Source organism: Streptomyces sp. NPDC050743 (genome assembly GCF_044456925.1).
In the GTDB taxonomy this organism is placed as follows: domain Bacteria; phylum Actinomycetota; class Actinomycetes; order Streptomycetales; family Streptomycetaceae; genus Streptomyces.
The window spans coordinates 158936-178131 of record NZ_JBITGJ010000009.1; the positions used below are offsets into that span (position 1 = coordinate 158936).

Genomic DNA, 19196 nt, shown 5'->3' on the forward strand with positions numbered 1-19196 from the left:
GATCGAACAGCGTCCGATATACCGAACGAGAGAATCCGAGGTGCACCGTGCCCGTGAGATCCCCCCACATCCGCCTCCGGTGGCCGAGAAGCGCCGCCCTGTCCGTGCTCGCCGTCTGCGCCACCCTCGCCGCGCTGCTCGTCGGCGTCGGCGCGCCCCAGGCCGCCGCCGCGAGTTCACTGCCCTGTGACGTCTACGCCGCCGCGGGCACCCCCTGCGTCGCCGCGCACAGCCTGGTCCGGGCGCTGTACTCCACCTACAACGGCTCGCTCTACCAGGTGCAGCGGGCCTCGGACGGCGCCACGAAGGACATCGGGCTGCTGACCGCCGGCGGATACGCCGACGCGGCCGCCCAGGACTCCTTCTGTTCCGGCACGACCTGCATCATCACCAAGATCTACGACCAGTCCTCCCGCCACAACGACCTCACGATCGAGGGCGCGGGCGGGGCCGGGAAGGCCGATGTGGGGGCGCCCGCCGACGCCCTGCCGGTGACCGTCGGCGGCCACCAGGCCTACGGCCTGGAGATCTCCGCCGGCATGGGCTACCGGGACAACTCCACCTCCGGTGTGGCCACCAACGGCGCCGCCGAGGGGATGTACATGGTGACCTCCGGCACCCACGTCAACGGCGCCTGCTGCTTCGACTACGGCAACGCCGAGACCAACAACAAGGACACCGGCAACGGCCACATGGACGCCATCAACTTCGGCACCGAGTGCTGGTTCTCCCCCTGTTACGGGCAGGGCCCCTGGGTGCAGGCAGACCTGGAGAACGGGCTGTTCCAGTCCGACGCCGGTTACAGCAAGAACTCCGCCAACACCGGAACCGGCCCCCTGCCGTTCGTGACCGCGCTGCTCAAGAACAACGGCCAGAACCATTTCGCGCTCAAATGGGGGAATGCGCAATCCGGTGGGCTCACGACCACCTATTCCGGAGGTGAGCCGACCACGAGCGGCTACTCGCCGATGCACCAGGAAGGCGCGATCGTCCTCGGCACCGGCGGCGACAACAGCAACGGCTCCATCGGCTCGTTCTTCGAGGGCGTCATGACCTCCGGCATCCCGACGGACGCCGCCGACGACGCCGTCCAGACGAACATCGTCTCCGTCGGCTACGGCGGCGCGACCGGAAGCGCCGGCACGCTGAGCTCCGGCTCGGAGATCTCGCTGCGCGCCACCACCTCCTGCTGCACCGCCGACTACGTCCGCCACCAGAACAACGCCGGCGTCATCTCCGCCATCACCTCCGGCAGCTCCGGCCTGGACAAGAACGACGCCACCTGGATCGTCCGCAGGGGACTCGCCGACAGCTCCTGCGTCTCCTTCGAGTCACGCAACTACCCCGGCGACTACCTGCGCCACTTCAACTTCAGGCTCTACCGCCAGCCCATGGACGGCACCGCCCTGTTCCGGGCCGACGCCACCTTCTGTCCGCAGGCCGGCAAGAGCGGCACCGGCACCTCGTTCGCCTCGTACAACTACCCGACGCGCTACCTGCGCCACTACAACCACACCCTGTACATAGCGAGCGACGGCGGGTCCAACGACTTCGACAGCAGCACGTCCTGGACCGACGACGTCACCTGGGCGGTCAGCGCGCCCTGGGCGCCGTAGCCGCCGCCTCGGCGAACCGGGCCGACTCCACCGGGAGTTCGGCGGTCACCGTGAAACCGCCGCGCGGCGACGGGCCGGCCGTGAGCGAGCCGCCCGCCGCCGCGAGGCGCTCGGTGAGCCCCTTCAGCCCGGTGCCGCCGATGCCCTGCTGGGGCCGGCTGACGGCCCTGCCGCTGCCGTTGTCGGTGACGGTGAGCCGGACCCGCTCGGCGCCGCTGTCGACGGTGATCTCGCAGCGGCCCGCGTCGCTGTGCCGGACCACGTTCGTCACCGCCTCGCGCACCACCCAGCTCAGCAGCGCCTCCGTCTGCGGTTCCAGCGGGGCCCCCGACTGCCGCACCACCGGCTCCACACTCGCCGCCGACAGCGCCGAGCGGGCCCGGGTCAGCTCGGTGGCCAGGCTCCCCTCCCGGTAGCCGGTCACCGCCTCGCGGATCTCGGTGAGCGCCTGCCGGCCCACCGACTCGATGTCCGTGATCTGGCCCAGCGCCGCGTCCATGTCGCGCGGGGCCAGCCGCCGGGCCGCCTCCGACTTCACCACGATCACCGACAGGGTGTGCCCGAGCAGATCGTGCAGGTCCCGCGAGAACCGCAGCCGCTCCTTCTCCACCGCGCGCCGCGCCAGCTCCTCGCGGGCGGCGCGCAGTTCCCGCACCGCCTCGGACAGGCTGAGGATCGCGGCGGTCACCATGCTGGAGAGGAAGGTGCCGTAGGCGATGTTCACCGCCTCCGAGGCGTCGCGGACAGCGGAGATCGCACCCGCGTACGCGGCCAGCAGCACGCCCGTACGGCCGAGCCACGGACCGCGCAGCGCCGCACCCGTCGCCAGCCCCAGCAGCGGGAAGAACAGCAGCCAGTTGCCGCCGTAGCCGAGCGCAAGGCCCGTGGTCACGAGGCCCATGACGAGCAGCGCCACCCGGGTGGAGACCGCCTCGCGCCTCTGCCGGTCGAAGGAGCGGAAGGTGACGTAGATGTAGAGGGTGTTGAAGGTCAACAGACCCAGGCCGCCGATCCACGGGTTCGGGGTCCTGCCCTGCAGGAGATTGGAGAAGGACCCCATCCCCATCAGCAGCCAGGGCAGCAGGGCGAAGCCGGTGGGCGGCGGGCCCGGATGGTCGACGTCCGGCTCCTTGCCCTCCTTCCGGGCGGCCCGCTGCGCGGCCTTGAATCGTTCGTGCTCGGCCCGCCACCGGTGCCGCTCGACCCGAAGGGCCTGTAGCTGGCACCGAACTCCCCATACCCACGTCATGTCCGATGTTTCCCCCGGTCAGATGGTCCCCGCGCGACGGCGGTACGACAGCACAGCGTACGAACCGAACAGGACGAGCCAAGCCGTCAGCACGATGATGGCACCGACCCCCGGCGCGTGCCCCTCGGATACGGCGGTGCCCAGCTGGGCGAACCGATGGGTGGGGGTGTACGCCGACAACGCCTGCAGCCAGCCGGGGAACAGGCTGACCGGGAACCACAGGCCGCCGATCACCGCGAGCCCCAGATTGCAGACCATGTTGACCACCCCGGTGCTCGGCCCGGTCAGCCGGTAGCCGTTGCCGAGGCCGAGCAGGGTGAACGGGATCGAGCCGAGCCACAGCAGCAGCGCGATCGCCACCCAGTGGCCGGCCGCCAGCCGTACGCCGTTGACCAGTCCGCCCGCCGCGAGGACCGCGACGATCGAGGGCAGCACGGTCACCACGCCGGTCAGGGTGCGGCCGATCACCACCTCGCGTGGGGTCATGGGGGTCACGCGCAGTTGGCGCAGCCAGCCGGTCGCACGGTCCTCGGCGACGGCGCCTCCGGTGTTCAAGCCCGAGCCGACGGCGCCGTAGGCCGCCATGCCGACCATGGCCGTGGTCTTCCAACCCCCGTCGCTGTCGCCGAGGTTGGTGAACAGGAGATACATCATCACCGGCATGGCTATGCCGCCGATGACGAAGCCGGTGTCCCGTAGGGTGCGGCGGATCTCGAGCCTCACGTAGGCGAGCATCAGACTGTTTCCGTTCGGGTGCGGGGCGTCATCGGTTGCTCGCGCAGTTCCGCGCGTGCGTTCGGGGCGCGTCCACCGGCCGTCAGTGCCAAGAACGCGTCGTCCAGTGAAGCCGGAGCCACCTCCAGGCCCCGGATCGCCCCCAGCCCGGCCAGCGCCGTCACCGTCGCGTCGGAGTCCTCGGTGCGCAGCCGGACCCGGTCGCCCCGCACCTCCACCGAGCGGACCCCGGGCAGCAGGCCGAAGGACTCCGCGTCCCGGCCCGCCAGGTCCACGGCGACCAGGTTGCCGCCCGCCGCGCGCCGTAGTTCCTCGCTCGTGCCGTCGGCGACGATCCGGCCCCGGTCGATGACCACGATCCGGTCGGCGTGCGCGTCCGCCTCCTGAAGGTAGTGGGTGGAGAACAGGACGGTGTGGCCACGGCGGGCGTAGGTCCGCATGGAGTCCCAGAAGGCGTGCCGGGCCTCCACGTCCAGTGCCGCCGTCGGCTCGTCCAGGACCAGCAGTGCCGGGTCGCCGGCCAGCGCGAGCGCGAACCGCACCCGCTGGACCTGCCCGCCGGACAGCCGGTCCACCCGGCGCCCGGACAGGTCGGCGATGCCGGCCAGCTCCAGCGCCCGCGCCACCGGCATCGGCGCGGGATAGCGGGAGGCCAGGAAGGTGACCAGCTCGCCCACGGTGACCCGGGGCACCGGCCGGGCGTCCTGGAGCATCGCGCCCACCCGCCCCGCGCGCACCGAGCGCTCGGGCGCCGTGCCGAACAGTTCCACCGCGCCGGCGTCGGGCTCGTACAGCCCGAGCAGCAGCCCGATCGTGGTCGACTTGCCGGCGCCGTTGCGGCCCAGCAGGGCCACCGTCTGTCCGGTACCGATCTCCAGGTCCACGCCGTCCACGGCGCGCACCGCGCCGTACGTCTTGACCGCCCCCGTGAAGGACACGGCGGTGTTCTCCGTCTGTGTCATGCCTACGACGCTAGAAGTCCGGCCCCGCTCCCGGCAGATGCGCATGTACGGACTCGCGCAGTACAAATGTCACTGTCCGGGAGCCGCCCGCAAGCGAGCTGACGCAGCGTCAGGAGCCTTCACAAGTGTGGAGCGCTGGGCTATACAGAGGGCGCCGGACTGGAACGCGTTCTAGGTCGGCCCGTAGCGACCTCGGTGCGGCCGACGGTGCGGACGTCCGCACCGGGGTCTTGAACCGCCAGTGTCAGGAGCCCTATGCCCATCGACGCAAGCCGAGCCCTCGCGGCCGAACCCCGGACCGGCGAGATCTCCTGGACCACCAAGGACGTCCAGCTCTACCACCTCGGCATCGGCGCGGGAGCCCACCCGGACAAGGACGCCCCCGCCACCGACCCCGACGAGCTGCGCTACACCCTGGAGTCCCGGCTGCACGTCCTGCCGAGCTTCGCCACCGTCGCGGGCTCCGGCGCACCCGGCGTGATCAGCGGGCTGTCCATGCCCGGCGTGGAGGTCGAGCTCGCCAAGGTCCTGCACGGCGGACAGACGCTGGAGATCCACCGCCCGATCCCGGCCGAGGGCACGGCGACCGCGACCCACCGGCTCGCCGCCGTCTACGACAAGGGCAAGGCCGCCATCCTGGTCCTGCGCACCGAGGTCGCCGACGCCGACGGCCCGCTGTGGACCAACGACGCCCAGATCTTCGTACGCGGGGAGGGTGGGTGGGGCGGCGACCGGGGCCCCTCCACCCGGCTCGAACCCCCCGCCGGCGAACCCGACCGGACCGTCGAGCGCCCGATCCGCGCCGACCAGGCCCTCCTCTACCGCCTCTCCGGCGACTGGAACCCGCTGCACGCCGACCCCGAGTTCGCCAAGCGCGCCGGGTTCGACAGGCCGATCCTGCACGGGCTGTGCACCTACGGCATCACCCTCAAGGCCGTCGTGGACACGCTGCTCGGCGGGGATGTGAGCCGGGTGCGGTCGTACACCACCCGGTTCGCGGGCGTCGTGTACCCGGGGGAGACCCTGCGCATCCGCATGTGGCGGCAGGAGGGCAGCGTCCGGGTGGAGGTGAGCTGCGTCGAGCGGGGCGACGCGCCGGTCCTCGCGGACACCGTCGTAGAGCACTCCTGAAACCAGTCATCGAGGGGAGCCGCACCATGCGCGCAGCCGTACTGCACGAGATCGGCCAGGAAAAGCTGGAGGTCCTCGACGACGTCGAGGCGGTGGGCTTCGGCCCCGGCAAGGTCAGGGTCCGGGTGCGGGCGACCGGGCTGTGCCACTCGGACCTGTCCGCGATGAACGGGGTGCTGCCGCAGCCGGCCCCCTTCGTGCCGGGCCACGAGGGTGCCGGCGAGATCCTCGAAGTCGGGGAGGGCGTACGGCACTTGAAGGCCGGCGATCGGGTCGTCATCTGCTGGCTGCCCGCCTGCGGCGCCTGCCCGGCCTGCAGGCGCGGGCAGACCGAGCTGTGCCTGGCCGGGTTCATGAACGCGGGCACCCCCAACTTCAGGCGCTCCGGGGGTGACGTCTTCGGCTTCGCCGGCACCGGCACCTTCGCCGAGGAGGTCGTGGTCGACGCCGGGTGTGCCGTTCCCATCCCGGACGACGTGCCCTTCGACATCGCCGCGCTCATCGGCTGCGGCGTCACCACCGGTCTCGGTGCCGCCCTCAACACCGCCGACGTGGAGGCCGGTTCGTCGGTCGCCGTCATCGGGTGCGGAGGCGTCGGCATCTCGGCGGTGCAGGGGGCGCGGCTGAAGGGCGCCGCCGAGATCGTGGCCGTGGACCCGGTCGCCTCCCGGCGCGAGTCCGCTCTGAGGTTCGGCGCCACCAAGGCGGTCTCGCCTGAGGAGCTGGCCGACGCCAAGCAGCAGGTCACCGGCGGCGAGGGCTTCGACTACGTCTTCGAGGTCGTCGGCAGGTCGGCCACCGCCCGCACCGCCTACGAGAACACCCGGCGCGGCGGCACCCTCGTCGTGGTCGGCGCCGGCGCCATGGACGACTTCCTGCGGCTGAACATGTTCGAGCTGTTCTTCGACGAGAAGCGCATCCTGCCGTCCATGTACGGCGGCGGCGACGTGCTGCGCTCCTACGAGCGCACGATCGCCCTGTGGCGGGCCGGCCGCGTCGACCTCGCGGGCCTGATCACCCACCGGGTCCCCCTGGCCGGGATCAACGAGGCGCTGGATCAGATGCGTACCGGGACCGCCCTGCGTACGTGCATCGAGATCTGAGGACGGGGAGCGGCATGGCACTGCCATCCGAGAGGCCGTTGGAGGGGCTGTCCGCCGTCGTCACCGGCGCCGGACGCGGGCTCGGCCGGGCCGAGGCCCTGGAACTCGCCCGGCTCGGCGCGGCCGTCGTCGTCAACGACTACGGGCGGCCGGGCCGGGACGGGTCGGGGGAGGCCTCGGCGGGACCCGCCGAACAGGTCGCCGCCGAGATACGCGCGCACGGCGGCCGGGCGGTCGCCCACACCGGGGACGTCGCCGACTTCCGACAGGCCCGTGAGCTGACGCAGTTGGCGATCGACGAGTTCGGCGGGCTCGACATCCTCGTCAACAACGCGGGCATCCTGCGCGACCGCATGGTCTTCTCCATGACCGAGGACGAGTGGGACGCGGTGATCCGCGTCCACCTCAAGGGCCACTTCAACACCACCCACTTCGCCGCCGCGCACTGGCGGGAGCGGTCCAAGGCGGCCGGGGGAGAGGAGGCGTACGGGCGGATCGTGAACACCTCCTCGGAGGCGTTCCTCGCCGGCTCCGCCGGACAGCCCAACTACGCGGCCGCGAAGGGCGGAATCGTCGGCCTGACCACCTCCACCGCCCTCGCCCTCGCCAAGTACGGCGTCACGGCCAACGCGATCTGCCCGCGCGCCCGGACCCGCATGACCGAGGACGTCTTCGCCGGGTTCGAGCGGCCGGACGAGGGACTGGACCCGCTGGCCCCCGAGCATGTCGCCCCGCTCGTCGGCTACCTGGCCTCGCCGGCCGCCGCCGGGATCAACGGCCAGCTGCTCGTCGTGCACGGCGGCATGGTCGCGATCGTCGAACGGCCGCGGGTGCGCGCGAAGTTCGACAGCAAGCAGGAGACGTTCACGTACGACGAACTCGACGCGCTCCTCACCCCGCACTACGCGGACCGGCCGCCGGGGGAGACCTTCGCGGCGGCCGAGGTGCTGGGACTCAAACGGGGCTGAGGAGAGCGCCGAGGAGACTTCCGGACGAGCAGAGGGGGCGCCCGTCGGACGCCCCCTCTGCTCGTCACCACCGTCAGGCAGCCGCCTCCGCGGTCTGTTCGGCCGGCTTGCGGTGCCGGCCGTGCGGAGCCGACTCGCTCTCCTGGGCCGCGACCGGGCCCCGGTGCCGGCCGTGGCCGGCAGCCTCGTGAGAGTCGGCGGACAGCTGGTCCTTCGTGCTCGTGTCGCTCATCGGACGTATTCACCCCGTCAACATGATCTTTCGTACAGCCGGGCGAGTGTAACCGGCACACCACGGGCCGAATCCAGGCGCACACGCCAACCGGCACTAGTTCGTTACAAGACGTCCCAGAGGCGCCTGCTGCAACGGCACCGGACGTGTCGCGGAGGGGTCCGGAATCCCTGGTTCCGCAGGCTCCGGAGATTCCGGGGGATTCGGCCCCCCGGGCTCCCCGATCCGTCCCACGCGCTCCCAGGCGCCCCGCCTCGGGGGATCCGCAGCGTGCCGCCTCGCAGGGACCTCAGCCTGCCTGCTCGCAGGTCCCGGAGGATCCGGTGCCGTCGGCTCCGGCGACGCCCCGAGCGCCCCGGCAGCCGTGCCGTCCCGGACCGGACCCTCCGGGCCCGCATCCCCCCGCGCCGCGGCAGTACTGCTCCCCGCGGCGGTCTCCCCCCGGGGCACCGTCAGCTCCGCCACGCCGCACGGAGTCTCCTCCGTCGCGTACGGCAGCCGCAGCACCCCGTCCCGTGTCCACAGCCCGGCCCCGGTCAGCCATCCCCTGGGCGGCGGGAGATGGCTCATCCGCCGCTCCGCCGGCCGCCAGACGCCCACCCAGCTGTTGCCGGACGGCCCGTCGACGCGCAGCGCCACCGCGCAGTTCTCCGGCATCAGCACCTGCCCGGGCTGGATCGCGAACGGCGTCAGCGCGCAGTCCGGCACCCTGAGGCTCTCGGGGAAGCGCACCGGCAGTGTGCTGCCGAGCACGCCCCAGCCCAATCGTTCCTGCCCCGGCGAGGGCGCGTCGGAGGAGATGAGCAGCAGCCCGCTGTCGGGCTCGGCGAGCAGCAGCAGGTCGTCGCTCCCGGCCGCGATCTGCAGCAGTGGCGAGACCTCCACGCGCTCCAGGTCCACCACGACCGTCTTGACCGGCCCGCCGTCGAACTCCCGGTCCAGCGCCAGCATGCGCCCGGCGCGGTCCAGCCAGATCCCGCCCGAACAACGGCCCGGCACCTCGGCGAGCCGCTCGGGCCCGAACGCCCCGCCCGCCACCAGCCACACCGCACTCGACCGCGGCCCGACGGCGAGGGCGTACGCCCCCAGGCCTCCCGGGGCGGGCGGCAGCAGGGTGAGCCGGGTGCCGGGCTCGGGGCACTCCACCGCGCCCAGCGGCAGCTCGCCGGTGCCGGGCCCGGTCGGGTACAGCAGCGAGAAGGCGTGCCGGTGCTCGACCAGCCGGTGGATCAGCACCCGGCCGTCGGACAGGGGCTGCACCTCGGTGCCGGGCTCCTCCGGCTGGTTGCCGGGCAACGGCACCGCGTAGGGCTCCGGGCCGTCCAGCGTCCAGCGCTCCGGGAACCAGCAGTCCCCGGCCGGGGCGAGCCGGGCCGCGTACGCGCCGTCCGCCGTCACGGCGAACGCCGTCCCCGGCGCACCATCGGCCCCGCCCGTGGGCGGGGGTTCGATCGCACAGGCCGTCATCGTTCGGTCACCTCCGGCGACGAAGCTAGTTTTCGTACGCACAGGCGGGGGACCGACCGACACCGACTTCACACATACGGGTGGTGCAGAAGCGATTCACCTGAGGAAATCGGGACCTTTGTGCTGACGGGGGTCAGAGCAGTCGGATGCGGTACGGCCGCGCAGACCGGCCAGGTAGCCTTGCCTACGTGCCCCGTCTGTCTGAAGTCATCACCGCGCTGGAGAACCTGTGGCCCGCCGAGCGGGCCGAGTCCTGGGACGCGGTCGGCACGGTCGTGGGCGAACCCGACCAGGAGGTCACCCGGGTCCTGTTCGCCGTCGACCCCGTGCAGGAGATCGTCGACGAGGCGGTGAAGCTCGGCGCCGACCTGCTGGTCACCCACCACCCGCTCTACCTGCGGGGGACGACCACGGTCGCGGCGAGTCACTTCAAGGGCCGGGTCGTGCACACGCTGATCAAGAACGACATCGCGCTGCACGTGGCCCACACCAACGCCGACACCGCGGATCCCGGTGTCTCGGACGCGCTCGCGGGTGCGCTGGACCTTCGCGTTGTACGACCGCTCGTGCCGGACCCCACCGATCCGGAGGGCCGCCGCGGACTCGGCCGCGTCTGCGAACTGGACCACCCGCTGACCGTCCGCGCGCTGGCCGAGCGCGCCGCCGCGCGGCTGCCCGCCACCGCGCAGGGCATCCGGGTGGCCGGCGACCCCGAGGCCGTCGTCCGCACGGTCGCCGTCAGCGGCGGCTCAGGCGACAGCCTCTTCGACGAGGTGCGCGCCGCCGGGGTGGACGCCTTCCTCACCGCCGACCTGCGCCACCACCCGGCCGCGGAATTCACGGCGGCCGTCGCCCACAGCCCCCTCGCGCTGCTCGACGCGGCGCACTGGGCCACGGAGTGGCCCTGGTGCGAGCTGGCCGCGAGCCAGCTCGACGAGATCTCCGACCGCCGCGGCTGGGGCCTTCGCGTCCACGTGTCCAAGACGGTCACCGACCCCTGGACCGCCCACGCGGCGTCCACCACCACGTCTAACTAACAGGAGCCCCCAACTGAACGCCGCGCCCGCCGACCAGATCCGACTCCTCGACGTCCAGGACCTCGACGTCCGCCTGCAGCAGCTCGCGCACCGGCGGAGGTCCCTGCCCGAGCACGCCGAGATCGACGCGCTGAACAAGGACCTCACCCAGCTGCGGGACCTGCTCGTCGCGGCGCAGACCGAGGAGAGCGACACCGCCCGCGAGCAGACCAAGGCCGAGCAGGACGTGGACCAGGTGCGCCAGCGCGCCGCCCGCGACCAGCAGCGCCTGGACTCCGGCGCGGTCACCTCGCCCAAGGACCTGTCCAACCTCCAGCACGAGATCGCCTCCCTCGCCAAGCGCCAGGGCGACCTGGAGGACGTGGTCCTGGAGGTCATGGAGCGCCGTGAGGCCGCGCAGGAGCGGGTGAACGAGCTCACCGAGCGGGTCGCTTCGGTGCAGTCGAAGATCGACGACGCGACCGCGCGCCGGGACGCCGCGTTCGAGGAGATCGACGGCGAGGTGGCGACGGTGACGAAGGAGCGCGAGGTCGTCGCGGGTTCCGTGCCCGCCGACCTGCTGAAGCTCTACGACAAGCTGCGCGAGCAGCAGGGCGGCATCGGCGCGGCCAAGCTGTACGCCCGCACCTGCCAGGGCTGCCGCCAGGAGCTGGCGATCACCGAGCTGAACGAGATCCGCTCGGCGGCGCCGGACACCGTGGTGCGCTGCGAGAACTGCCGCCGCATCCTGGTGCGTACCTCCGAGTCGGGCCTGTAAGAGTCGGTAAGGGGCTTCAGGAGTGCGGGAGTTCATCGTCGAGGCGGACGGCGGGTCGCGGGGCAACCCAGGGCCCGCGGGCTACGGCACGGTGGTGCGGGACGCGGTCACGGGCGAGCCGCTGACCGAGGCGGCGGAATACCTCGGCATCGCCACGAACAACGTGGCCGAGTACCGGGGCCTGGTGGCCGGCCTGCGCGCCGCCCACGCCCTCGACCCGGCCGCGATGGTGCACGTCCGCATGGACTCCAAGCTCGTCATCGAGCAGATGTCGGGCCGCTGGAAGATCAAGCACCCCGACATGAAGCCCCTGGCGACGGAGGCGAGGTCGGTCTTCCCGCCGGAGCAGGTCACCTACGAGTGGATCCCCCGCGAGCAGAACAAGCACGCGGACCGACTGGCGAACGAGGCGATGGACGCGGGATCGAGGGGCGAACAGTGGTCGCCCTCGGAGTCGACGGCAGCACTGGACGCTTCGTCCGCTGCCGCCGCAGCTGCGGGCAGCGAGCAGCACCTGTCCAGCACCCCCGGCTGGAGCAGCGCCCCCGACCTCGGCGCCCCCGCCACCTTCGTGCTGCTCCGGCACGGCGAAACCCCTCTGACCCCCCAGAAGCGCTTCTCCGGCAGCGGCGGCACCAACCCCTCCCTGTCCGCCGCCGGCCGCGAACAGGCCCACCGCACGGCCGAGGCACTCGCCCGGCGCGGCACCGTCGAGGCCGTCATCGCCTCCCCCCTCACCCGCACCCGCGAGACCGCGGCCATCGTCGCCACCCGCCTCGGTCTGGACGTGACGATCGAGGACGGCCTGCGCGAGACGGACTTCGGCGCATGGGAGGGCCTCACCTTCGGCGAGGTCCGCGACCGCTATCCCGACGATCTGAACGCCTGGCTCGCCGACCCCGAGGCCCACCCCACCGGCGGCGGTGAGAGCTTCGCCGAGACGGCCACCCGGATCGCCGCCACCCGCGACAAGCTGGTCGCCGCCCACGCCGGCCGCACGGTCCTGCTGGTCAGCCATGTGACGCCGATCAAGACCTTCGTCCGCCTCGCCCTCGGCGCCCCGCCCGAGTCCCTGTTCCGGATGGAACTGTCGGCGGCCTCCCTGTCGGCGGTGGCGTACTACGCGGACGGCAACGCGAGCGTACGGCTGTTCAACGACACGTCCCACCTGCGGCCCTGAGCCCCGCGGCGCCCCGCGCCAGCTCCTCGATCCGCGCCCAGTCCCCGGCGGCCACCGCGTCCGCCGGGACCATCCAACTGCCGCCCACGCAGCCGACGTTGGGCAGGGACAGATACTCGGGCGCGGTCTGCGGGCCGATCTCGCCCGTGGGACAGAAGCGGGCCTGCGGCAACGGCCCGGCCAGCGACCGCAGATACGCCGTACCGCCCGCCGCCTGCGCCGGGAAGAACTTCATCTCCCGCACCCCGCGCTCCAGCAGCGCCACGACCTCCGAGGTGGTCGACACCCCCGGCAGGAACGGCACCCCGGACCCGCGCATCGCCTCCAGCAGCGTGTCCGTCCACCCGGGGCTGACCAGGAACCGCGCGTCCGCCGCCACGCACGCCCCCACCTGCTCCGGTGTGATCACCGTGCCCGCGCCGACGACGGCCTCGGGCACCTCACCGGCGATCGCGCGGATCGCGTCCAGCGCCCCCGGCGTCCTGAGCGTCACCTCGATCGCCGGCAGCCCACCCGCCACCAGCGCCCGCGCCAGCGGTACGGCGTCGGCGGCGTCGGAGACGACCACCACGGGCACGACGGGGGCGAGATCCAGCACGGAGGCAGCCGAGGAGGAGGGCAACGGTGAGGTCATGCCCTCATCGTGCCCAGCAGCTGCACTGCTCGCAATGGGCGTTGCACATGCTGCAATGCCTCGTAAGGACGCCTAGTGGATCTCCTCCACCAGCACGTCCAGCGACCACGCCTTGCCCGCCCTGCCCGGCGCCTGCGCCTCCACGACGTACCCGAGCCCCCGCAGCGCCTCCACCAGCTCGGCGGGGTCCTTCGGCGCGGCACCGGCCGTCAGCAGGCTCCGCACCATCCGGCCCTTGGTCGCCTTGTTGAAGTGGCTGACCACCTTCCGGGTCGGCGCGTGCAGCACCCGTACGGTCGCCGTGCGGCCCGCGAGCTCGCCCTTCGGCCTCCAGGCCGCCGCGTAGGCGGAGGAGCGCAGATCCAGCACCAGCCCGTCACCGGCCGCCTCCGGCAGCACCTCGGCCATCGGCGCCCGCCAGTGCCCGGCCAGCGCGCCGAGCCCCGGCAGCTTCACCCCCATCGAGCAGCGGTAGGAGGGGATCGGGTCCGTCACCCGCACCGCGCCCCACAGCCCGGAGAACACCAGCAGCGAGTCCGCAGCGCGCCTGCGCGCCGCCGCCTCCAGCGTGGCCAGGCCGAGGGCGTCGTAGAGGACACCGGTGTAGATCTCCCCGGCGGGGCGCGCGCCTGCCGTAGGCAGGCCGGTGTTCTTCGCGATCTCGCCGCGCAGCCCCTCGCTCAGTCCGAGCACCTCGCGCGCCTTCTCCTCGTCACCGGTGCACAGCTCGACCAGCTCGGTGAGCACGGCCCGCCGTGCGGCGGTCAGGCCCGGCAGGGAGAGGGCGGAAAGCTCCAGCGGGGCGCCCTCGCCCGAGTTCGCCTTGCCTTCCGAGGGCGGCAGCAGGACCAGCAACACGTACTCCTTACGTAGACCTCCGCGACAGGGTACGGCGTGCCGCCCCGGCGCCCCCGACCTACGCTCGCTGTATGCCCCGCCGCAAGATCCGCGTGACCGGTGCCCCCGAGGCGCCGCTGCGGGCCGCCCTGGCCGCCCTGCGCGCCGAACTCGGCATCCCGGACGCCTTCCCGCCCCAGGTCCGGCAAGAGGCCGAGCGCGCCGCGAAGACGCCGCCCGCCCTGCCGTCGTACGACGCCACGGACATCCCCTTCTTCACCCTCGACCCCCCGGCCTCCACCGACCTCGACCAGGCCACCCACCTCTCGCGGCAGGGCACCGGCTACCGGGTCCGGTACGCCATCGCCGACGTCGCCGCCTTCGTCGTGCCCGGCGGAGCGCTGGACACGGAGGCGCACCGCCGGGTGAACACCCTGTACTTCCCCGACGGGAAGGTGCCGCTGCACCCCACCGTGCTCAGCGAGGGCGCGGCCAGCCTGCTGCCGGACCAGGTCCGCCCGGCCGTGCTGTGGACGATCGACCTGGACGCGGAGGGCCGGACCCTCGCCGTCGACGTGCGCCGCGCCCTGGTCCGAAGCCGCGCCAAGCTCGACTACGCGCGCGTGCAGAAGGAGATCGACGCCGGGACCGCCGAGGAACCGGTCGCGCTGCTCAAGGAGATCGGCGAGGCCCGGGAACGGCAGGAGACCGAGCGCGGCGGCATCTCCCTGAACGTGCCCGAGCAGGAGATCACCGAGCAGGACTACACCTACGTGCTCGGCTACCGGGCCCCGCTGCCCGCCGACGGCTGGAACGCCCAGCTCTCCCTGCTCACCGGGATGGCCGCCGCCGACCTGATGCTCGCGCAGGGCACCGGCATCCTGCGCACCCTCCCCGCCGCCCCCGACGGCGCCGTCGCCCGCCTCCGCCGCACCGCGACCGCGCTGCACATCGACTGGCCGCACCATGTGTCGTACGCCGCGCTGATCCGCACCCTGGACCCGCACAACACCCGCCACGCGGCCTTCCTCCAGGAGTGCACCACCCTGCTGCGCGGCTCCGGCTACACGGTGTTCCGTGACGGCGTCCTCCCCGCGATCGCCACCCACTCCGCCGTCGCCGCCCCCTACACCCACTGCACCGCCCCGCTGCGCCGCCTCGCCGACCGCTACGCCTCGGAGATCTGCCTCGCGGCGGTCGCCGGCCAGGCCCCGCCCGACTGGGTGCGCGACGCGCTCGACGCGCTGCCCCGGCGGATGGCCGACGGCGCCCGGATCGCCGGCACCGTCGAGCGCGAGTGCGTGGACATCGTGGAGGCGGCCCTGCTCAAGGACCGGGTCGGGGACGTCTTCGAGGGCTGCGTGGTGGAGGTCGACGAGCACCGGCCGACCGTCGGCACGGTCCAGGTGGACTCCCCGGCGGTGATCGGCCGCATCGAGGGCGAGCGGCTGCCGCTCGGCGAGCGCCTGCGGGTCCGGCTCAGCCGGGCCGAGCCGGGGACGACGAAGATCCTGTTCGTTCCGGCGTGAGCGCGCCGGCGAGCGCACGGACGAACGCCTCCGGGTCGTCGGCGTGCAGCCGGACCACGGACACCTCGCGCCGGCGCCAGAGGAGCGTCGAGTGGGCGAGCGGAGCGGTGAGTTCGAGGGTCACGGAGGTCTGCGAACCGACCGCCAGGTTCAGCTCGGCGGGCACGCGCTCGTGCGTGGAACGGGTCTCGCGGCGTACGGCACCGATGGCCGCGCGCGGTATCCACAGGTCCACGTGGGCGCCGTGGCGCACCCGCAGCGCCTTCGGGGTGAGTACGTGCGGGCGGACCACGCAGGCCGCGTGCAGACCGGCGACGAACAGCACCGTGTAGCCGTCCAGCACCAGCATGACCCGGTGCGCGACCGGCCAGCCGCGCAGCAGCACCGCCATGGTGAAGGCCTCGATCACGCACACCAGGGCCGGCCCCGCCATGGTCGCGCCCTGCCCGCGCGCGTACCCGAACGCCCGCCCGCCGCCCGTGCCGTGCCGGCGCCGGGCGAGCCACAGGCCGAGACTGACCAGGAGCCGTGCCTCGTGCCGCGCCAGCCGGTACGCGGTCCTCATGGCCCCTCCCCGGTCCGGCCGGCGAGGATCCGCAGCGCGCTGCGGATCGCCTCCGCCTGCGCCGGCGCGAAGTCGGCGTACAGGGCCCGCAGTACGGCGTGGTCGGCGTCCGCCGTCCCGGCCGGCAGCAGGTCCGCCGGGACGCAGTCGGCCAGGGCCCGCGCGGCCCGCGCCACGCGCGGGTCGTCCGGTTCCGCGTCCGCGAGCGCGTCCAGCAGCGCGTACACCTCCCGGGCCCGCGCGAGGGCGTCCGGGCCGTCCAAGGCGCCGCGCAGCGCGGACATCAGCCGCTCCCGCTCCTGTGGCCCCGCCCCGGTGTCGATCAGGGCGAGCACCTCGCGGTCCTTGGCGGCCATGGGAGAGCCTTCGCCGGGCAACTCGGCGAGCAGCGCGGCCAGTCGGGGCGAGACCGGGCCCTCGGCCGGCAGCTCCCCGGCGTCCAGCAGCGACCGCAGCCGCCGCCGACGCTCCCGGATCTGCGCCTCCTGCCGGGCCAGGTCCTGATCGAGTTCGGTGAGCACCTCGACCAGGTCCTTCCCGGCGTCGTCGGCGAGCACGTCCCGCACCTCGGTCAGGCCCAGCCCCAGCTCGGTCAGCCGTCTGATCCGGGCGAGGACGACGGCGTGCCGGAGCGTGTACCGGCGGTATCCGTTGGCGAGGCGCTCGGGTTCGGGCAGCAGGCCCAGGTGGTGGTAGTGCCGCACGGTGCGCGTCGTGACGCCGACGGCGGCGGCGAGTTCTCCGATCCGCATGGGACCAGTACAGACGTTGACGTCGCGGCAGGGTCAAGCGGCGACCTGCGGCAGGCCGAGCTGGCGTTCCAGGGCCCTCGGGAGTCCCTTGCCGCCCTGGTCCTCGGTGGCCCAGGCGACGTGACCGTCCGGCCGTACGAAGAGCCCCCTCAGGGCGGGCCGGTCCGGGCAGGCGGCCACCCGGCATGAAGTGAGGCCCGAAGGCGTTGCACCCTGGGCCGGAAGGGGTGATGGGGGATGGCGGAACAGGCGCTGTGGACGCGCGCCCGGCTGGGCAACGGCGGGCCTCCGCTGGACCTCCTGACGGCGAACTTCCGCCGCCACACCTACGCCCCGCACGCCCACGACGAGTACACGATCGGTGTCTGCGTCGGCGGCAGCGAGGTCATCGACTACCGGGGCGGCCACATACGAACCGGCCCCGGCACGATCGTCGTCCTCGACCCCGGCGAGATGCACACCGGCGGCCCCGGCAACGCCACCGACGGCTATGCCTACCGCGCCCTGTACGCCGAGCCGTCCCTGCTGGCCGACGGCACCCTCGGCGGCCTCCCGCACTTTCGCGAACCGCTCCTCGAGGACCCCGAACTGGCCACGGCCCTGCGCCTCGCCCACACCGGACTCAGCGCCTGCCCCGACCCGCTGGAGGCCGAATCCCGCCTCCCCTGGCTGCTGACGGCCCTGGCCCGCCGCCACTCCACCACCAGGTCCGCCTCCGACGAGATCCCCGGCGCGGGCGCGATCGCCCTGACGGTCCGCGACCGCCTCGCCGACGAACTCACCGCGCCCCCGCCGCTGGCGGGCCTCGCGGCCGAGCTGGGCCTGTCCCGGTACCAGCTCCTGCGGGCCTTCCGCACGGCGATGGGCATACCGCCGTACGCCTGGCTCGCCCAGTACCGGGTGCACAGGGCGCGCGGGTTGCTGGAGGCGGGCCTGCGCCCGGCGGAGGTGGCCGCTCTGGTGGGCTTCGCCGACCAGGCGCACCTGACCCGCTGGTTCCGCCGGGTGCTCGGGGTGACGCCGGCGGCGTACCGCAACAGCGTTCAAGACGCCCGGTGAGGGGCCGGCCGAGACTCGCCGTATGACTGCACGCGGCTGGTTCCTGTTCTCCCTGATGGGAGTGGTCTGGGGCATTCCCTATCTGCTGATCAAGGTGGCGGTGGCCGAGGTGTCCCCGCCGACGCTGGTGTTCACGCGCTGTGCGCTCGGTGCGGCCCTGCTGCTCCCGTTCGCCGTACGCCAGGGCGGCCTGCTCACGACCGTACGCACCCACTGGCGCCCCATGCTGGCCTTCGCGTGCCTGGAGATCATGATCCCCTGGTTCACCCTCACGGACGCCGAACGGCACCTGTCCAGCTCGACGTCGGGCCTGCTGATCGCGGGGGTGCCGATCGTCGGCGTGATCGCGATCCGTCTCCTGGGCGACAGCGAACACCTGGGAGCCCGCCGCCTGACGGGTCTCGCCCTGGGCCTGGCCGGCGTGACGGTCCTGACCCTGCCCCACCTGACCGGCGGTGACGCCCGCTCCCTCGCCGAAGTCCTGGTGACGGTCGTGGGCTACGCGACGGCTCCGTTGATAGCCGCGCGGCGCATGAAGGACGTCCCGTCGCTGCACCTGACGTCGGCCTGCCTGACCCTGGCGGCGGTGGTCTACGCCCCGCTGGCGGCGGTGGCGCGGCCGTCGTCGGTCCCCTCGCCCTCCGTGCTGGCGGCGCTGGCCGGCCTGGGCGTGCTCTGCACGGCGGTGGCGTTCGTGGCGTTCCTGGAGCTGATCAAGGAGGCGGGCCCGACGCGGGCGACCGTGATCACGTACGTCAACCCGGCGGTGGCGGTGGCGGCGGGCGCGATCTTCCTGAGCGAGCCGCTGACGCCCACGGTCCTGGTGGCCTTCGCCCTGATCCTGACGGGCTCGGTCCTGGCGACGGCGGCCGCGGGTCCGCGCCGCTCCAGGCGCCCGGTACCATGGTCGACACGGCAGACGAGCCGGGCGGACGGCCGCGTGGAGTCCCCCTAGGGGGCTTCCCGAGGAACGTCCGGGCTCCACAGGGCAGGGTGGTGGCTAACGGCCACCCGGGGTGACCCGCGGGACAGTGCCACAGAAAGCAAACCGCCCGGGGCTCCGGCCCCTGGTAAGGGTGAAACGGTGGTGTAAGAGACCACCAGTGCCCAGGGTGACCTGGGCAGCTAGGTAAACCCCACCCGGAGCAAGGTCAAAAGGAAGCACTCCGGTGCTTCTGCGCGGACGCTCGAGGGCTGCCCGCCCGAGTCCGCGGGTAGACCGCACGAGGCCGGTGGCAACACCGGCCCTAGATGGATGGCCGTCGCCCCGGCGCCCGCGAGGACACCGGGGAACAGAACCCGGCGTATAGCCTGACTCGTCTGCCGCTCTTTATTTCCGCAGGGCCATGTTTACCAGCTGAACAAACCCTCGGGGTCGAATCC

Annotated in this window: 20 protein-coding genes, 1 other RNA gene and 1 pseudogene; 11 read left to right on the forward strand and 11 right to left on the reverse strand. The window is 73.0% G+C overall.

Annotated elements, in window-relative coordinates:
* The first annotated feature begins 47 nt into the window (after positions 1–47).
* Positions 48–1616, forward strand: coding sequence for an alpha-L-arabinofuranosidase B (locus tag ACIBJF_RS13065; RefSeq protein WP_399173768.1), 1569 nt, complete (start codon positions 48–50; stop codon positions 1614–1616).
* Here ACIBJF_RS13065 and ACIBJF_RS13070 read toward each other — a convergent pair.
* Genes ACIBJF_RS13070 through ACIBJF_RS13080 form a run of 3 tightly spaced genes read right to left on the reverse strand, consistent with a single transcriptional unit; the run spans position 1594 to position 4562 of the window.
* On the reverse strand, positions 1594–2865 hold the full coding sequence (locus ACIBJF_RS13070) for a sensor histidine kinase (RefSeq protein ID WP_399173769.1): 1272 nt from the start codon (positions 2863–2865) through the stop codon (positions 1594–1596). The genes ACIBJF_RS13065 and ACIBJF_RS13070 overlap by 23 nt on opposite strands.
* 18 nt (positions 2866–2883) lie before the next feature.
* A complete protein-coding gene (locus tag ACIBJF_RS13075) occupies positions 2884–3600 on the reverse strand; it encodes an ABC transporter permease (protein WP_399173770.1) in 717 nt (238 codons plus the stop codon).
* Positions 3600–4562, reverse strand: a complete 963-nt coding sequence (locus ACIBJF_RS13080; protein WP_399173771.1) for an ATP-binding cassette domain-containing protein — start codon at positions 4560–4562, stop codon at positions 3600–3602. Before ACIBJF_RS13080 ends, ACIBJF_RS13075 begins: the two co-directional genes overlap by 1 nt.
* A 255-nt stretch (positions 4563–4817) precedes the next feature.
* On the opposite strand from ACIBJF_RS13080, the gene ACIBJF_RS13085 reads away from it, so the two are divergent.
* From ACIBJF_RS13085 to ACIBJF_RS13095, 3 genes are read left to right on the forward strand one after another with little or no spacing between them, the layout of a single operon-like run.
* Positions 4818–5693: a MaoC/PaaZ C-terminal domain-containing protein gene (locus ACIBJF_RS13085; protein WP_399173772.1), complete on the forward strand. Its 876-nt coding sequence runs from the start codon at positions 4818–4820 to the stop codon at positions 5691–5693.
* Between the two features lie 26 nt (positions 5694–5719).
* Positions 5720–6796, forward strand: a complete 1077-nt coding sequence (locus ACIBJF_RS13090) for a Zn-dependent alcohol dehydrogenase (RefSeq protein ID WP_399173773.1) — start codon at positions 5720–5722, stop codon at positions 6794–6796.
* Positions 6797–6810: 14 nt separating this feature from the next.
* The gene (locus ACIBJF_RS13095) at positions 6811–7764 is read left to right on the forward strand and encodes a 3-oxoacyl-ACP reductase (protein ID WP_399173774.1); all 954 of its coding nucleotides are present in this window, start codon (positions 6811–6813) and stop codon (positions 7762–7764) included.
* Positions 7765–7837: 73 nt separating this feature from the next.
* Here ACIBJF_RS13095 and ACIBJF_RS13100 read toward each other — a convergent pair whose 3' ends face one another.
* Positions 7838–7996 (reverse strand): hypothetical protein, encoded by a 159-nt coding sequence (locus ACIBJF_RS13100; RefSeq protein WP_356303156.1) that lies wholly within the window; start codon positions 7994–7996, stop codon positions 7838–7840.
* Positions 7997–8092: 96 nt separating this feature from the next.
* Complete coding sequence (locus ACIBJF_RS13105; RefSeq protein WP_399173775.1) at positions 8093–9463, reverse strand: hypothetical protein; 1371 nt, start codon at positions 9461–9463, stop codon at positions 8093–8095.
* A 188-nt stretch (positions 9464–9651) separates the two neighbouring features.
* Here ACIBJF_RS13105 and ACIBJF_RS13110 point away from each other — a divergent pair, with 188 nt between their 5' ends.
* Complete coding sequence (locus ACIBJF_RS13110; RefSeq protein ID WP_399173777.1) at positions 9652–10500, forward strand: Nif3-like dinuclear metal center hexameric protein; 849 nt, start codon at positions 9652–9654, stop codon at positions 10498–10500.
* Here ACIBJF_RS13110 and ACIBJF_RS13115 read toward each other — a convergent pair.
* Positions 10493–10615, reverse strand: coding sequence for a hypothetical protein (locus ACIBJF_RS13115; protein WP_365325319.1), 123 nt, complete (start codon positions 10613–10615; stop codon positions 10493–10495). The two genes, ACIBJF_RS13110 and ACIBJF_RS13115, sit on opposite strands and share 8 nt — an antisense overlap.
* Between ACIBJF_RS13115 and ACIBJF_RS13120 the strand changes: the two genes are divergently transcribed.
* Entirely contained in the window at positions 10574–11257 is a 684-nt protein-coding gene (locus tag ACIBJF_RS13120) for a zinc ribbon domain-containing protein (RefSeq protein WP_399173819.1), read from the forward strand. The genes ACIBJF_RS13115 and ACIBJF_RS13120 overlap by 42 nt on opposite strands.
* Before the next feature lie 22 nt (positions 11258–11279).
* Positions 11280–12437: a bifunctional RNase H/acid phosphatase gene (locus ACIBJF_RS13125; protein WP_399173779.1), complete on the forward strand. Its 1158-nt coding sequence runs from the start codon at positions 11280–11282 to the stop codon at positions 12435–12437.
* Here ACIBJF_RS13125 and eda read toward each other — a convergent pair.
* On the reverse strand, positions 12409–13071 hold the full coding sequence (eda, locus tag ACIBJF_RS13130) for a bifunctional 4-hydroxy-2-oxoglutarate aldolase/2-dehydro-3-deoxy-phosphogluconate aldolase (RefSeq protein WP_399173781.1): 663 nt from the start codon (positions 13069–13071) through the stop codon (positions 12409–12411). The genes ACIBJF_RS13125 and eda overlap by 29 nt on opposite strands.
* A 72-nt stretch (positions 13072–13143) precedes the next feature.
* Positions 13144–13926, reverse strand: coding sequence for a peroxide stress protein YaaA (yaaA, locus tag ACIBJF_RS13135; protein ID WP_399173783.1), 783 nt, complete (start codon positions 13924–13926; stop codon positions 13144–13146).
* Positions 13927–14000: 74 nt separating this feature from the next.
* Here yaaA and ACIBJF_RS13140 point away from each other — a divergent pair, with 74 nt between their 5' ends.
* A complete protein-coding gene (locus tag ACIBJF_RS13140; RefSeq protein WP_399173785.1) occupies positions 14001–15437 on the forward strand; it encodes an RNB domain-containing ribonuclease in 1437 nt (478 codons plus the stop codon).
* Here the strand turns inward: ACIBJF_RS13140 and ACIBJF_RS13145 are convergent.
* The 3 genes from ACIBJF_RS13145 to ACIBJF_RS13155 are packed head-to-tail and all read right to left on the reverse strand — an operon-like array spanning position 15388 to position 16934.
* Positions 15388–16002, reverse strand: coding sequence for a hypothetical protein (locus tag ACIBJF_RS13145; RefSeq protein WP_399173786.1), 615 nt, complete (start codon positions 16000–16002; stop codon positions 15388–15390). The two genes, ACIBJF_RS13140 and ACIBJF_RS13145, sit on opposite strands and share 50 nt — an antisense overlap.
* On the reverse strand, positions 15999–16754 hold the full coding sequence (locus ACIBJF_RS13150; protein WP_399173787.1) for a MerR family transcriptional regulator: 756 nt from the start codon (positions 16752–16754) through the stop codon (positions 15999–16001). Before ACIBJF_RS13150 ends, ACIBJF_RS13145 begins: the two co-directional genes overlap by 4 nt.
* 33 nt (positions 16755–16787) lie before the next feature.
* Entirely contained in the window at positions 16788–16934 is a 147-nt protein-coding gene (locus ACIBJF_RS13155) for a hypothetical protein (RefSeq protein ID WP_399173789.1), read from the reverse strand.
* A 57-nt stretch (positions 16935–16991) separates the two neighbouring features.
* Here ACIBJF_RS13155 and ACIBJF_RS13160 point away from each other — a divergent pair, with 57 nt between their 5' ends.
* The 3 genes and pseudogenes from ACIBJF_RS13160 (at position 16992) to rnpB (ending at position 19136) form a co-directional block, all read left to right on the forward strand.
* Positions 16992–17813 carry an AraC family transcriptional regulator gene (locus tag ACIBJF_RS13160; protein WP_399173790.1) on the forward strand — a complete coding sequence of 274 codons (822 nt, stop codon included), beginning with the start codon at positions 16992–16994 and terminating at the stop codon, positions 17811–17813.
* A gap of 55 nt (positions 17814–17868) precedes the next feature.
* Positions 17869–18615 (forward strand): annotated as a pseudogene (locus ACIBJF_RS13165) (DMT family transporter); the annotation flags it as partial.
* A 118-nt stretch (positions 18616–18733) separates the two neighbouring features.
* An RNA gene (gene rnpB, locus ACIBJF_RS13170) (RNase P RNA component class A) lies at positions 18734–19136 on the forward strand.
* The last annotated feature ends 60 nt before the right edge of the window (positions 19137–19196 follow it).

Bases quoted from the DNA above. Each gene is read 5' to 3' on its own strand.
- ACIBJF_RS13070 (WP_399173769.1), bottom strand. From the start codon at position 2,865: ATGACGTGGGTATGGGGAGTTCGGTGCCAGCTACAGGCCCTTCGGGTC.
- ACIBJF_RS13075 (WP_399173770.1), bottom strand. From the start codon at position 3,600: ATGCTCGCCTACGTGAGGCTCGAGATCCGCCGCACCCTACGGGACACC.
- ACIBJF_RS13080 (WP_399173771.1), bottom strand. From the start codon at position 4,562: ATGACACAGACGGAGAACACCGCCGTGTCCTTCACGGGGGCGGTCAAG.
- ACIBJF_RS13085 (WP_399173772.1), top strand. From the start codon at position 4,818: ATGCCCATCGACGCAAGCCGAGCCCTCGCGGCCGAACCCCGGACCGGC.
- ACIBJF_RS13090 (WP_399173773.1), top strand. From the start codon at position 5,720: ATGCGCGCAGCCGTACTGCACGAGATCGGCCAGGAAAAGCTGGAGGTC.
- ACIBJF_RS13095 (WP_399173774.1), top strand. From the start codon at position 6,811: ATGGCACTGCCATCCGAGAGGCCGTTGGAGGGGCTGTCCGCCGTCGTC.
- ACIBJF_RS13100 (WP_356303156.1), bottom strand. From the start codon at position 7,996: ATGAGCGACACGAGCACGAAGGACCAGCTGTCCGCCGACTCTCACGAG.
- ACIBJF_RS13105 (WP_399173775.1), bottom strand. From the start codon at position 9,463: ATGACGGCCTGTGCGATCGAACCCCCGCCCACGGGCGGGGCCGATGGT.
- eda (WP_399173781.1), bottom strand. From the start codon at position 13,071: ATGACCTCACCGTTGCCCTCCTCCTCGGCTGCCTCCGTGCTGGATCTC.
- ACIBJF_RS13140 (WP_399173785.1), top strand. From the start codon at position 14,001: ATGCCCCGCCGCAAGATCCGCGTGACCGGTGCCCCCGAGGCGCCGCTG.
- ACIBJF_RS13145 (WP_399173786.1), bottom strand. From the start codon at position 16,002: ATGAGGACCGCGTACCGGCTGGCGCGGCACGAGGCACGGCTCCTGGTC.
- ACIBJF_RS13150 (WP_399173787.1), bottom strand. From the start codon at position 16,754: ATGCGGATCGGAGAACTCGCCGCCGCCGTCGGCGTCACGACGCGCACC.
- ACIBJF_RS13160 (WP_399173790.1), top strand. From the start codon at position 16,992: ATGGCGGAACAGGCGCTGTGGACGCGCGCCCGGCTGGGCAACGGCGGG.